This window comes from Pseudomonas sp. fls2-241-R2A-110 (assembly GCF_030209165.1).
GTDB lineage: Bacteria > Pseudomonadota > Gammaproteobacteria > Pseudomonadales > Pseudomonadaceae > Aquipseudomonas.
The window spans coordinates 15,384-27,742 of sequence record NZ_JARVSN010000001.1 but is presented as its reverse complement, the minus strand read 5'-3'; the positions used below and the strand labels follow the sequence as shown (position 1 = coordinate 27,742).

The 12,359-nt window shown below is 60.6% G+C and carries 13 protein-coding genes; 2 read left to right on the top strand and 11 right to left on the bottom strand.

The genetic code is table 11. The features are described from left to right. Positions 1-11: 11 nt before the first annotated feature. The gene (locus tag QRN31_RS00135; RefSeq protein ID WP_285429411.1) at positions 12-470 is read left to right on the top strand and encodes a GNAT family N-acetyltransferase; all 459 of its coding nucleotides are present in this window, start codon (positions 12-14) and stop codon (positions 468-470) included. A gap of 22 nt (positions 471-492) precedes the next feature. Here QRN31_RS00135 and QRN31_RS00130 read toward each other — a convergent pair whose 3' ends face one another. The 7 genes from QRN31_RS00130 to aotJ form a co-directional block, all read right to left on the bottom strand. Beyond that, entirely contained in the window at positions 493-1,947 is a 1,455-nt protein-coding gene (locus tag QRN31_RS00130) for a M15 family metallopeptidase (RefSeq protein WP_285429410.1), read from the bottom strand. A 217-nt stretch (positions 1,948-2,164) separates the two neighbouring features. Beyond that, the gene (locus QRN31_RS00125; RefSeq protein ID WP_285429409.1) at positions 2,165-3,073 is read right to left on the bottom strand and encodes a MurR/RpiR family transcriptional regulator; all 909 of its coding nucleotides are present in this window, start codon (positions 3,071-3,073) and stop codon (positions 2,165-2,167) included. An 80-nt stretch (positions 3,074-3,153) separates the two neighbouring features. After that, the gene (locus QRN31_RS00120; protein WP_285429408.1) at positions 3,154-3,918 is read right to left on the bottom strand and encodes an ABC transporter ATP-binding protein; all 765 of its coding nucleotides are present in this window, start codon (positions 3,916-3,918) and stop codon (positions 3,154-3,156) included. 18 nt (positions 3,919-3,936) lie between these two features. Further along, positions 3,937-5,049: a succinylglutamate desuccinylase/aspartoacylase family protein gene (locus tag QRN31_RS00115; RefSeq protein WP_285429407.1), complete on the bottom strand. Its 1,113-nt coding sequence runs from the start codon at positions 5,047-5,049 to the stop codon at positions 3,937-3,939. 9 nt (positions 5,050-5,058) lie between these two features. Continuing rightward, positions 5,059-5,757 (bottom strand): ABC transporter permease, encoded by a 699-nt coding sequence (locus QRN31_RS00110; RefSeq protein WP_285429406.1) that lies wholly within the window; start codon positions 5,755-5,757, stop codon positions 5,059-5,061. Positions 5,758-5,771: 14 nt separating this feature from the next. Further along, entirely contained in the window at positions 5,772-6,461 is a 690-nt protein-coding gene (locus tag QRN31_RS00105; RefSeq protein WP_285429405.1) for an ABC transporter permease, read from the bottom strand. 89 nt (positions 6,462-6,550) lie between these two features. Beyond that, positions 6,551-7,327, bottom strand: a complete 777-nt coding sequence (gene aotJ / locus QRN31_RS00100) for an L-arginine-binding protein AotJ (RefSeq protein ID WP_285429404.1) — start codon at positions 7,325-7,327, stop codon at positions 6,551-6,553. Positions 7,328-7,634: 307 nt separating this feature from the next. Here aotJ and QRN31_RS00095 point away from each other — a divergent pair, with 307 nt between their 5' ends. Further along, positions 7,635-7,943: a hypothetical protein gene (locus tag QRN31_RS00095; RefSeq protein WP_414922522.1), complete on the top strand. Its 309-nt coding sequence runs from the start codon at positions 7,635-7,637 to the stop codon at positions 7,941-7,943. Between the two features lie 137 nt (positions 7,944-8,080). Here the strand turns inward: QRN31_RS00095 and QRN31_RS00090 are convergent, their stop codons facing one another. From QRN31_RS00090 to glcD, 4 genes are read right to left on the bottom strand one after another with little or no spacing between them, the layout of a single operon-like run. Continuing rightward, positions 8,081-8,482 (bottom strand): heme-binding protein, encoded by a 402-nt coding sequence (locus QRN31_RS00090; protein WP_285429403.1) that lies wholly within the window; start codon positions 8,480-8,482, stop codon positions 8,081-8,083. Then, positions 8,479-9,720 (bottom strand): glycolate oxidase subunit GlcF, encoded by a 1,242-nt coding sequence (glcF, locus tag QRN31_RS00085; RefSeq protein ID WP_285429402.1) that lies wholly within the window; start codon positions 9,718-9,720, stop codon positions 8,479-8,481. The genes QRN31_RS00090 and glcF overlap by 4 nt, the downstream gene beginning before the upstream one ends. 3 nt (positions 9,721-9,723) lie before the next feature. After that, complete coding sequence (glcE, locus tag QRN31_RS00080) at positions 9,724-10,788, bottom strand: glycolate oxidase subunit GlcE (RefSeq protein WP_285429401.1); 1,065 nt, start codon at positions 10,786-10,788, stop codon at positions 9,724-9,726. Further along, the gene (gene glcD / locus QRN31_RS00075) at positions 10,788-12,287 is read right to left on the bottom strand and encodes a glycolate oxidase subunit GlcD (RefSeq protein ID WP_285429400.1); all 1,500 of its coding nucleotides are present in this window, start codon (positions 12,285-12,287) and stop codon (positions 10,788-10,790) included. Before glcD ends, glcE begins: the two co-directional genes overlap by 1 nt. Between the last annotated feature and the right edge of the window lie 72 nt (positions 12,288-12,359).

Genomic DNA, 12,359 nt, shown 5'->3' with positions numbered 1-12,359 from the left:
CGGAGACTCAGATGGCTGTTCAAATCTTTCGCGCCGAAGCGATTCATGTCGACAAGATCGCCGGCCTCTTCGATGCGTATCGAGGTTTTTACGGCCAGCCCTCCAACCTGGCGCAGTCCCGGGATTTCATCGCCGAACGCCTTGCCCGGGACGAATCGGCGATCTTTTTCGCCGAGGACGCCAGCGGCAAGGCACTGGGCTTTGTCCAGTTGTATCCGACGTTTTCCTCCATCGACGCCTATCGCACCTGGCTGCTCAGCGACCTGTTCACCGCCCCCGAGGATCGGGGGCGGGGAGTGGGGCGATCACTGATGAATGCTGCGCGGGCCTTCGCAGTGTCGACCGGTGCCAAGGGCATGGTGCTGGAAACGGCCACGGACAATCTGGGGGCGCAACGGTTGTATGAGTCGTTGGGCTATGTGCGTGATAGCGGTTATTACACCTACTGCCTGGATTTGAAGCAGGGCTGAGCCAATCCTGGCGGGTGGCCCATCAACGCGGCGGCAACTTCCAGGCTTCACGCATTTGTTCATACTGCGCCTCGGGCATTTGCACCAGCAGCGGCGACTGGCCAGGGTCCAGCCAGTCGAACAACCGTGAAATATCCGCCGGGTCCATCGCTGTGCAGCCCAGCGTCGGGGAGCTGGGACCGCGCCAGATATGGAAAAAGATGCACGAACCCGAAGTCGGGGACGCTGGCGTGTTGTGCTCGATGAAAATGCCTTGGCGATAGCCAGATTCACTGCGCATGTGTTCGGCGCTGTTCCAGTCCTTTGCCATCGCCGCGCCGTCGATCAGTTGGTTGTAATGTTTGGAGGTGCTGTCATCCACGCATTCGGTGGTGGGCGTGAGGGCGAGGTAAGGCAGTTTTGTCGCGGCCGTGGTGTCGTAACCGAAGGCCGTGCCGAGCCTGAAGATCCCGGCCGGTGCTTTGCCGTCGCCTTCGCGTTTGACCGGCCCTGCAACGGGCTCGACGTTACCCGGCCCCTTGCCCCAGGCCAGGCCGTTTTTGCCGACCACCACTGCAAACCCGTCGCCGACTTTTCGAAAGGTGTTCCCGTCCCGTTCATAACGCTGGGCGGTGCCCTGGATGTCGTCCCAGTTCTTGGTGGTGACCACAATCAATTGATGGCTGCTGTCGAGCACATCGCGGGCCATCAGCGGCGTGATGGGGAAATCCATCACGGTTTTGGGCGCGTTTTCTGCGCTGTAAGTGAAGTGCCACCATTCTTTGGAATACCCGGCAAAGCCCTCTTTTTCCATGGCGCTGCCGAGACGTTGGCGATTTTCTTTGGCCAGCGCGTTGATCGTCGGGTTGGCGGTATGCGCGCGCTCATCGAAACAATCGAACCCGGTGCCCATATCGAGTGCACCGTCGTGCCAGCGCTGGCCGTAGGGCGCGGTGCAATCGACTTGCGCGGCCGAGGGCGTCCAGGTGTCGGCGGGCAGCGCGTTCGGACCGGTCAGTGTCAGGTCCACGGTCGAACCTCTGGAGTGATTCGACACCCGCGCTACATAGCCCAGGTGCCAGAAGTCCTGCTTGTCCACGCGCGGGTAGAACTCGGCCTTGCGCGGGTCACCGGGCTCGGTGGCGAAGCGAGCCATATCGGCCACGGCACGGCTGGGCCGATAGCAGTCGAACACCTTCAAGCCATAGCCTTGTTTTTGCAGTGCGCTTTGTACCCGGGCCAGGGCCTTGGCAGTGTCCAGCGAGAGCATGCACTCCGGCGCGGCATAGCCGTCGAGCGGGTGCCCGGTGAAGTTGTGGACGCCGGCGTAGCGAATGTCCTGCTCGATACTCGGATCAATCGCACGCAAATACACCATGTTGTCCGGTCTTTGCTCGGCGCCGGCCATGGCGGGCGTTACGATACTCAGCAACAGGAGAGGGCGTGCGAGCAGGCTGCGCAGTTGAGCCGCAATGGGAACGTTCAGGTTTAAGCGCATGAAGTGATCGTCGAGTCTGCGGAAGGCTTCAATCGATCTTAAACCATGCCGCCCGGTTCTGGCCGATTCATGTCTGGCCTGTGTGCCCTGGCGATATTTTGAGGGACGCCCTAGGAGGCTCGTTGTCAACGTCGCGACAGCACGGGGCGCTTTGAGGAATAGGGCGGGTTATCGGCCACAGGCCGGTCTCGGGTAATTGATGGCGAATCGTACACCATCACTTTTTCGAGGATTTGCCGCTGGCGGGAATGTGCAGGTAAGCCATTACGCTTTCGGTCAGCTCGGTCGCCAGCTTGACGGCTTCTTTGTTGCGCGCCATCACACCGGCCACCAAGCCTTCGATCAAGGCGAGCACCGCGATGTTGGAACTGGTCAACACCGGATGGTCGGCGGGGGCAAACAGCGTGTGTTCGGCAATGCTGGTGAGCGGCGAGGCGGGTGAATCGGTGATGGCCAATACCGAGGCGCCACGCTCGTTGGCGAAACGGGCGAGTTGCAGGGTGTCGAGGGAATAACGCGGCAGCGAGATCGCCAGCAACACATCCTGATCGGTGATCGCGGCCAGACGATAAGCAGCGTTTTCGTTACCGCCCTCCATGCTGATGGCGGTGGCGTCCGCACAGAAGGGCATCAGGGTCGAGGCGGCGAGGCCGGCGAAGTACACGCTGTTGCCAAAGCCCAGGATGTAGATTTTGCGGGCGGTGGTCAGCCGTGTGACGAACGCTTCAAAGGTGTCTTCGTGGTTATTGGTCGCCGCGGTGGCAAGGTTGCTGCTGGCGCTCTGGATTTGCTCATGCAGGCCAAACGCACCGTCGGGGCGATGGGCCAGTTCGTTACGCAGCTTGTCGACCGGCGACACCATCTGCTGCAAGGTCGCGACCAGTTCGGCCTTCATGCCGGTGTAGCCGCCCAGGTTCAGCGCCTTGGCCAGCCGGTTGACCGCAGCGGGCGAAGTGGATGTTTCGTGCGCCATCTCCTCGATCGTCAGCGTCGCGGCCTTCAGCGGGTGACGCAGGATAAAGTCCGCCACCTTGCGCAGGGACGGCTGAAGGTCGGCAACGATTTCCGCCAGTTTGCGCATCACCGGCGCGGCATAGACCGTGGTGTTTTTCGAGGGGGTCGGCATATCCGGCTCAACATTTCCTGAGGGCATAAGGTTGGCTGGAGTGTATCCGAAGCCAACCGTCGGTGAGCGGGGTGGGTGGATTATTTCAAGCTGCCGGCCAGAAACTGCTGCAGACGTTCAGACTGCGGGTTGGCCAGTACTTCACGCGGGTTGCCGCGCTCTTCGACCTGTCCCTGGTGCAGGAACACCAGTTGATTGGAGACCTCCCGGGCAAAGCCCATCTCGTGGGTCACGACCACCATGGTGCGGCCTTCGAGGGCGAGGTCCTGCATGACTTTGAGGACTTCGCCGACCAGTTCTGGATCGAGTGCCGATGTCGGTTCGTCGAACAGCATCACTTCCGGTTCCATGGCCAACGCACGGGCAATCGCCACTCGCTGCTGTTCGCCGCCCGACATATGCGCCGGCCAGGCGTCCATGCGGTGCGCCACGCCGACTTTGTTCAGGTAATGCTCAGCCTTTTCTCGGGCTTCTTTCTTGGCCATTCCCAGCACGTGCACCGGGGCTTCCATGACGTTCTCGAGGGCGCTCATGTGCGACCACAGATTGAAATGTTGAAACACCATCGACAGGCGCGAACGCATGCGTTGCAGCTGCCTGGGTTCGGCAGCCTTGAGGCCGCCGAGTTTGTTGGGCATCAACTTGAGCTGTTCACCATTGAGCACGATAGTGCCCGCGTTCGGTTGCTCCAGCAGGTTGATGCAGCGCAGGAAGGTGCTTTTGCCGGAGCCGCTGGAGCCGATCAGGCTGATCACGTCACCGGCTTTCGCCTCCAGTGACACGCCTTTGAGCACTTGATGGGTGCCGTAGCTTTTATGCAGGTTCTGGATTTCAAGTTTGTACATGCTGTTCACTCTCTGGAGTCAGTCGCTGAGCAAGCGACCCTGGCGAATAAGGCGAGTGCCGGCGACTTTGGCCAGCCACAAACCGGGTTGGGCAAAGCGCAGGCGCTCGCGGGCATAGAGGATGCCGTCGGTGCTGGCGCGCACGATGCTGTGCTGGTCTGTCAGCGGATCCAGTACTTCGAACAGTGGATCGCCAACCCGGACCCGGGCACCCAGCGGTTGCAGAAAACTCACCACGCCGGGGTGCGGCGCATAGGCGTACTGCGTACCGGCGAAGGGCGTTGCTTCGCAGCAGGTCAAGGGCGCTTCGGGCCAGTCACCGCTGATCAGACCCTGTTCGGCGAGGTAACCGAGAATGGCTTCGGCGCTATCGCTGCATTGCTCACGCTCGGTGTCGGCCATGCCGCGCAATTCGATGGTGGTGGCGGCGCAGGCCAACGGGATAGCGGCTTCAGGAAACAGCTCGGCCAAACGCAACCACGGGATCGCGCAGGCTTCATCGAAGGCATTGCCACCGGCACCTTCGGCGAGGAGCGCCGCGCCGGCACCCAGGCGCGCGGCCAAAGAACGCAAGCGCGGCCAGTGTTGCGGCATGGCGTAAAGCAGCATGATCGACTCGAAGTCGCAATGCAGGTCCAGCACCACATCGGCGTCGCAGGCATGCTGCAACAGCACGCGACGCAGACCATCGAGTTCCGAGTTTGCGGGCGGCATGTCGGCGAGGACATCGCTCATGGCGTGGCGGATCAGCGCGGTGTTGAGGTCGGCGTTGTCGCTCAGTCGACCTTTCACCCGCGCCGCTACGGACTCGGTCAGTTCCGGGAAGTAGCGGTTGAAATTCTTGCCGCTGTTGAATTCGAAACGACCCTGGTGGGTGGCCTGGAACATCTGGGCGATTCCGATTGGATTGGCCATTGGCACCAATTCGATCACCCCGTTCAGCCGACCTTGTTCTTCCAGCGCCCGCAGGCGCCGCTTGAGTTCAACGGCCACGCGCATCCCCGGCAGTTCGTCGGCATGCAGCGAGGCCTGAATGTAAGCCTTGCGCGGCCCGCTGCCAAAACGAAACAACGACAGGCGCCGTTCCGTGCCCGAAGCACTCCACGGCAACAGGTATTCAATGTGTTCCATAAACGCTCCTTAATGCTTGCGCGGTGCCAGATACGCCAGCCAGCGGCGCTCGGCCAGCTTGAACAGACGGACCAGGATGAAGGTCAGGGCAAGGTAGATGAGGCCGGCGGTGATGAACGCTTCGAACGGCAGGTAGAACCGCGAACTGACCGTCCGCGCCGCGCCGGTGATGTCCACCAGCGTGACGATTGAGGCCAGGCTGGTGGTTTGCAGCATCATCAATACTTCGTTGCTGTACTGCGGCAGTGCCCGGCGCAAGGCCGACGGCAAAAGAATCCGGCGGTACAACGTGAAGCGCGACATGCCCATGGCCTTGGCGGCTTCGATCTCTCCATGGGCGGTGGCCTTCAAACTGCCGGCCAACAGTTCCGCGCTGTAGGCACTGGTATTGATCGCAAAGGCCAGGCAGGCGCAAAACGTTGCGCTGGAGAGGTACGGCCAGAGCGCACTGTCACGGACTGCTGCGAACTGCGCCAGGCCGTAATAGATCAGGAACAATTGCACCAGCATCGGCGTGCCGCGAATCACGTAGGTGTAGAGCCAGGCCGGGAAGTTGATCAGCGGCGAGCGGGACACCCGCATCAGCGCCAAGGGGATCGCCAGCACCAGGCCAAACGCCAGGGAGATCAGCAGCACTTTGAGGGTCAACAAGGCGCCATTCAAATACAGCGGCAGGTTTTCCCAGATCAGGTTGTAGTCGAGAATCATGGGGTTGCTCCCAATCACAGTTCGGCGGCTTTGATGCCGACCGAGTAGTGTTTTTCCAGATAGCGCAGTACCAGCAATGACAGGCTGGTCAGCATCAGATACAGCGCCGCCACCGCAAGGAAAAACGTGAACGGTTCATGGGTGGCGTCCGCTGCGTTCTTGGCCTTGAACATCATGTCCTGCAAGCCGATCACCGAGATCAGCGCGGTGGATTTGGTCAGCACCAGCCAGTTGTTGGTGAAGCCTGGAATGGCGAAACGAATCATCTGCGGCACCAGAATCCGCCAGAAGACCTGGGTACCACTCATGCCATACGCCACGCCGGCTTCGCCCTGGCCTTTTGGGATCGCCATAAAGGCACCGCGAAAGGTTTCCGAGAGATAGGCACCAAAAATGAAGCCCATGGTGCAGACGCCGGCGATAAAGGGATTGATGTCGATGTAACGGGTGTAGCCGAGTGCCAGGGCAATGCGATTCACCAGGTCCTGGCCGCCATAGAAAATCAGCAGGATCAACACCAGGTCAGGGATGCCGCGAATCAGGGTGGTATAGCCTTCGCCCAGCATCGCCAGCCATTTGAGCGGCGATAAACGAAAGGCGGCGCCGATCAGCCCCAAGGCAATCGCCATGCTCATGGAGGTCAGGGCCAGGTTAATGGTCAGCCAGGCGCCATCGAGAATGCTCGATCCGTAGCCGTGAAGCATGATGAAGTTCCTCAAGCGAGCGCCGTAAAGCGCGCAAGACATGTCCCAAGCGTCCGCAATGAGCGGGCGCCCGGGTGATACATAAAGGTTTATTCGCCGTAGATATCGAAGGCGAAATACTTGGCCATCACTTGCTGGTACTTGCCATTGGCGCGGATCGCGTCAATCGCCGAACTGAGGCGTGCAGCGTTCGCGCTGTCGCCTTTACGCACCGCGATCCCGGCGCCCCGACCGAAATATCTCGGGTCGTTGATGTCCGGCCCTGTCAGGGCGAAACCTTTGCCCGCCGGGGTTTTGATGAAACTTTCGTCGGTGGCGACGATGTCGGCCAGCGTGGCGTCCAGTCGACCCGACGCCAGGTCAAGGAAGGCTTCGTTTTGTGAGCCGTAGCGCACCACTTCGACGCCGGCTTTTTCAAGTTGCTCGGTGGCGAAACGGTCGTAAGTCGAGGAGCGTTGCACACCGACTTTCTTGCCCTTGAGGTCCACCAGCGGATCGTTGATCACGTTGCCGGCCTTCATCGCGAATTTGCCCGGCGTGTGGTAGTACTTTTTGCTGAAGTCGACCGACTTCATGCGGTCTTCAGTGATCGACATCGACGACAGTACCGCATCGATCTTGCGCACTTTCAACGACGGGATCATGCCGTCGAACTCCTGAATGACCCACTCGCATTTCACTTTCATCTCTTCGCACAGCGCGTTGCCGATGTCGTAGTCGAAGCCACTGACATTGCCCTCGGGCGTCTTGAAGGAGAAGGGCGGGTAGGCGGCTTCGATACCGATACGCAGGCTGTCTTCCTCGGCGTGTGCCAGAAAGCTTGCTGCGCACAGTGCCAGAGCGCCTAGAAGTGCTGTCTTGTTCATTTTGTTGACTCCTGGGGGGCATTGGGAGGTGCTGGTTTGTTGCCGTCCGGGCTGGCGGTGGATCAGTCCTGATGATTTTGTGAGGCTATAAATGACACGTATTGTTTCATAAATCAATATCGTGAAAATAAACATATCAAAACGAGGCGCGGATTTATCGATCAACCGATGGCGGCCCGGTTTATCCGGTCGATCCCTCAAGGCGCAGAAAAGGCAAACTGCTGGCCCCCAAGTCGCCAAACTATCGCCAAAATCACTTCACTTTCAGGTGGTTAGGTGAATGGAATTGCGAAGTGTATTTGTCACGATGATCTCGTTCGCCCTGGCGAGCGTTGCACTCTGTGCCCAGGCTAAAGAGCTGGCGTCCAATGACCGGTTTATGTGCAGTTGGGGCGCGGGAACGGCGGCGAGGGCCCAGGAACTCAAGCTGGCCGGGGTTTCGCTGTATGCCGCTCGTCAGAAGATACAGGCCTACAAATTCGACAAGGCGTGGATGCGGATGATGGCGATGGGCATCACCGAGCAAACCTACGACAGCAAATCGCGGTACAAGCCGGCGGACGTGCGTAAAAATTTTTATGAGGATTGCGTGCGGTTCAAATTGGCGCGCAAGTGAAAAAAGGCTCGCGAATTTAAAACCCTATCCCCTGTGGGAGCGAGCCTGCTCGCGATAGCGGACTGTCAGACAACACAGGTGTTGAATGTCAGACCGCTATCGCGAGCAGGCTCACTCCTACAGGGTCTGCTTTTGTCTCAGTTCAGGCATTGCGCTCCGGCCTTTGCCACCTGGGCATCCTGCTCGGCCTTGACGCCGGACACGCCGACCGCGCCGATCACCTGGCCGTCGACGATGATCGGCACGCCACCTTCAAGTGACGTCAGCAAGGGCGCTGACAAAAAGGCGTGGCGTCCACCGTTGACCATCTCCTCATAGCCTTTCGATTCTCGCCGGCCGAGGGCCGAGGTGCGGGCCTTTTCGGTGGCGATGTAGGCGCTGATGGCCGCGCAACCGTCGAGGCGCTCAAGGGCCAGAGGATGGCCGCCGTCATCGACGATCACGATGGTCACGGCCCAGTGGTTGTTTTGCGCTTCGGTGCGTGCGGCGTTTAGGATCTGGCTGACTTCGGTCTGGCTTAGTACGGCTTTGCTGTTCATGGCAACACTCCGGGATTCGATGGGGGCATCGCGGCTTCGACCAGTTCGATCCAGTGCCGCACAGGGGTTCGGCCCGCACCGTCGAGGTGCGACTGACAGCCGATATTGGCCGTGACAATGACTTCGGGATGTCCGCTTTCCAGCGCATTGAGCTTGTTGTCGCGCAATTGGCGGGACAGTTCGGGTTGGGTCAGCGAATAGGTGCCCGCCGAGCCACAGCACAGATGCGCGTCGGGAACGAAGGTCAGGTTGAAGCCCAGTTTCGTCAGCAGTGCTTCCACCGCGCCGCCGAGTTTTTGCGCATGTTGCAAGGTGCACGGGCAATGGAAAGCCAGGCGCTGGTCGCTGTGGATGCCGAGCGTTTCCAGCGGTTCGTCGCGCAGCACTTCAACCAAGTCCCGGGCCAGCGCACTGACCCGTTTCGCCTTCTCGGCATACACCGGGTCGGTGCTGAGCAGGTGACCATAGTCCTTGATGAAAGCACCGCAACCGCTGGCGGTTTGCACAATGGCTTCGGCACCTTTTTCAATGCTCGGCCACCACGCATCGATATTGCGGCGGGCGCGATCAAGGCCGGCCGCCTGGGCATCGAGGTGATAATCCACGGCGCCGCAGCAACCGGCTTCGCGTGTCGCGATGACGCTGATCCCCAGTCGATCCAGAACACGCGCGGTGGCCGCGTTGGTGTTGGGTGACAGGCTGGGCTGCACGCAACCTTCGAGTATCAGCACCTGCCGGGTGTGGGGCGTGACCGGGCGCGGTTTGGCCGGGTAGATACGGCGAGGTAACTTGATTTGCAACGTGTTGGGCAGCAACGCACGGAACATCTGCCCGCTGCTGACCAGTGCCTTGAATAACCCGGGATTGGGCACGACGCTGCGCAACCCTTCGCGCAACAGGCGCTGGTCCAGCGAGCGCGGCACCGCGGCATCAACCACGGCGCGACCGATGTCGAGCAAGTTGTGGTAGTCGACGCCGGAAGGGCAGGTGGTTTCACAGTTGCGGCACGACAGGCAGCGATCCAGATGCTGCTGGGTTTTTTGCGTGACCTCGTTGCCTTCCAGCACCTGCTTGATCAGGTAGATGCGCCCGCGCGGCCCATCCAGTTCATCACCGAGCAATTGATACGTCGGGCAGGTGGCATTGCAGAAGCCGCAGTGCACGCACGTACGCAGGATGCTTTCGGCTTCTTCGGCGCGGGGTAGTAGGCGGGCCTGTTCGCTCAAGGTGGTCTGCATGGATCAAAGCTCCGCGTACAGGCGACCGGGATTGAAGACGCGCCGTGGATCGAGTTGTTGCTTCAAGTTCTGGTGATAACGCATCAATGCGCCAGGCAGCGGTTGGAAGGGGCTGTCGATCAGGCCGTGGCTATAGCAGGTCACGTGCCCGCCGACCTCGTCGACCACTTTGCGAATGAACGCCGCTTCAGCCTCGGATTTGAGCCAGCGTTGGGCGCCGCCCCAGTCGATCAGTTGCTGGCCGGGCAGCGAAAGCCGTGGCGTGTTGTGAGGCACGGACAGGCGCCACAGCGGCTGGCCTTCGTCAAAGAAACTCAATCGCTGCTCGTTGAGGTCTTCCCAATAGGACGAGTCCAGCCACTCGCCGCCCAAGCGATCATGCGCCGCCGCCACCGAGCCTTCGCCGCCCTCAAGTCGCAGGTGCAGACGTTGTCCGTCGTGGCACGCGGCGCTGATCGGCAGTGGTTGCTGGCCCCATTGTGCGAGGTTCGACAAGGCGCGGCCGCTGTCCATTTCCAGACTGATGCTTAACGCTTGCCGGGGTTTGGGCAGGACTTTGAGCGAGACTTCGGTGATCACCCCAAGCGAGCCATAACTGCCCGCCATCAAGCGTGACAAGTCGTAGCCGGCGACGTTCTTCATGACTTCGCCACCGAAGCGCAAATGCTTGCCAAGGCCGGTAATGACCCGTGTCCCGAGGACGAAGTCACGGACCGATCCCGACCACGGCCGTCGCGGGCCCGACAGTCCAGCGGCAATCATCCCGCCCACGGTGGCGCCGTCACCGAAGGAGGGCGGTTCGCACGGCAGCATCTGCTGCGCGGCGTCCAATACTTGGCGCAGCTCTGCCAGCGGCGTGCCGCAACGGGCGGTGATCACCAGTTCGGTCGGGTCATAGCTGACAATGCCCCGGTGGCTGCGCGTGTCGAGCACTTCACCGGCGGCAATACGGCCCAGGAACGCTTTGCTGTTGGACCCTTGAATACGCAGGGGAATTGCGTTTTGCACGGCCAGGTTGACCTGTTCAATCAGGTTGGCGCTGTCATCGATATCGAATTCGCCGCTCATCAGAAGCGCTCCAGTTCTGGGAAGGGCATCTGACCCAAGTGAACGTGCATGGCACCAAACTCTGCGCAGCGGTGTAGCGTCGGAATGTTCTTGCCTGGATTGAGCAGGCCGCTGGGATCGAACGCGGCTTTGACCGCATGGAACAGCGTCAGCTCGTCGCTGTTGAACTGCGCGCACATCTGATTGATTTTTTCCCGGCCGACCCCGTGTTCACCGGTGATGCTGCCGCCGACTTTCACGCACAATTCAAGGATCTTGCCGCCCAAGGCTTCGGCGCGATCAAGTTCGCCGGGTTGATTGGCATCGAACAGAATCAGCGGGTGCATGTTGCCGTCCCCAGCGTGGAAAACGTTGGCCACACGCAGACCGTATTCAGCCGACAACTCGGCAATCGCGCGCAGCACGCCGGGCAGTTCGCGGCGCGGGATCGTGCCATCCATGCAGTAATAATCAGGTGAGAGACGACCCACCGCCGGGAACGCATTCTTGCGCCCGGCCCAGAAACGCACGCGTTCGGCTTCATCGCAAGCCTGGCGTACTTCAGTGGCGCCGGCCTGCGTCAATACCTCGCGCACGCGGTCGCAGTCTTCGTGCACGTCGGCCTCAACGCCATCGAGTTCGCACAGCAGGATCGCTTCGGCGTCCACCGGATAGCCGGCGTGGATAAAGTCTTCGGCGGCGCGAATGGCCAGGTTGTCCATCATCTCCAGGCCGCCGGGAATGATGCCGGCGGCAATGATATCGCCCACCGCGCGCCCGGCCTTTTCAACGGAATCGAAGGCCGCCAGCAGCACTTTGGCAGTCTGCGGTTTGGGCAGCAGTTTGACCGTGACTTCAGTGATCACCCCGAGCAGGCCTTCGGAACCGGTGAACAAGGCGAGCAGATCAAACCCGGGCGAGTCGAGCGCATCGGAGCCCAGGCTCAGGTGTTCGCCGTCGACGGTGAGGATGTCGACCTTGAGCAGGTTGTGCACGGTCAGACCGTATTTCAGGCAATGCACGCCCCCGGCGTTTTCCGCCACATTGCCGCCGATAGAGCAGGCGATTTGCGAGGATGGGTCCGGCGCGTAATACAAGCCGAACGGCGCAGCCGCCTGGGAAATCGCCAGATTGCGCACACCCGGTTGAACCCGTGCAGAACGCGCGGCAGGGTCAATGTGCAGAATATTGTTGAAGCGCGCCATCACCAGCAGCACGCCTTTTTCCAGTGGCAATGCACCGCCGGACAAACCGGTCCCGGCACCGCGCGCCACCACCGGCACATGAAATTCATGGCAGAGCTTTAGCACGCCCTGGACTTCGTCGATATGACGCGGCAACACCACCAGCATGGGCGTGGTGCGGTACGCGGAAAGCCCGTCGCATTCGTACGGCTTGAGTTCTTCCTGCTGGTGCAGGATTTCCAGGTCGGGCAAACGAGCGCGCAGAGCGTGCAACAGAGTGGTTCTGTCGACGTCGGGCAGCACGCCGTCAACGCGTTCGTCGTAGAGGATATTCATAATCGGTTTGCGACCCTCAGTTGTTCTTGTTCGAGGTCTGCTTCCATTTATAGCTGATGTTCATCATTCGCC

What these genes read in the sequence shown, in the direction of transcription:
- QRN31_RS00135 (WP_285429411.1), top strand. Translation starts at nt 12, where the DNA reads ATGGCTGTTCAAATCTTTCGCGCCGAAGCGATTCATGTCGACAAGATC.
- QRN31_RS00130 (WP_285429410.1), bottom strand. Translation starts at nt 1,947, where the DNA reads ATGCGCTTAAACCTGAACGTTCCCATTGCGGCTCAACTGCGCAGCCTG.
- QRN31_RS00125 (WP_285429409.1), bottom strand. Translation starts at nt 3,073, where the DNA reads ATGCCGACCCCCTCGAAAAACACCACGGTCTATGCCGCGCCGGTGATG.
- QRN31_RS00120 (WP_285429408.1), bottom strand. Translation starts at nt 3,918, where the DNA reads ATGTACAAACTTGAAATCCAGAACCTGCATAAAAGCTACGGCACCCAT.
- QRN31_RS00115 (WP_285429407.1), bottom strand. Translation starts at nt 5,049, where the DNA reads ATGGAACACATTGAATACCTGTTGCCGTGGAGTGCTTCGGGCACGGAA.
- QRN31_RS00110 (WP_285429406.1), bottom strand. Translation starts at nt 5,757, where the DNA reads ATGATTCTCGACTACAACCTGATCTGGGAAAACCTGCCGCTGTATTTG.
- QRN31_RS00105 (WP_285429405.1), bottom strand. Translation starts at nt 6,461, where the DNA reads ATGCTTCACGGCTACGGATCGAGCATTCTCGATGGCGCCTGGCTGACC.
- aotJ (WP_285429404.1), bottom strand. Translation starts at nt 7,327, where the DNA reads ATGAACAAGACAGCACTTCTAGGCGCTCTGGCACTGTGCGCAGCAAGC.
- QRN31_RS00095 (WP_414922522.1), top strand. Translation starts at nt 7,635, where the DNA reads ATGATCTCGTTCGCCCTGGCGAGCGTTGCACTCTGTGCCCAGGCTAAA.
- QRN31_RS00090 (WP_285429403.1), bottom strand. Translation starts at nt 8,482, where the DNA reads ATGAACAGCAAAGCCGTACTAAGCCAGACCGAAGTCAGCCAGATCCTA.
- glcF (WP_285429402.1), bottom strand. Translation starts at nt 9,720, where the DNA reads ATGCAGACCACCTTGAGCGAACAGGCCCGCCTACTACCCCGCGCCGAA.
- glcE (WP_285429401.1), bottom strand. Translation starts at nt 10,788, where the DNA reads ATGAGCGGCGAATTCGATATCGATGACAGCGCCAACCTGATTGAACAG.
- glcD (WP_285429400.1), bottom strand. Translation starts at nt 12,287, where the DNA reads ATGAATATCCTCTACGACGAACGCGTTGACGGCGTGCTGCCCGACGTC.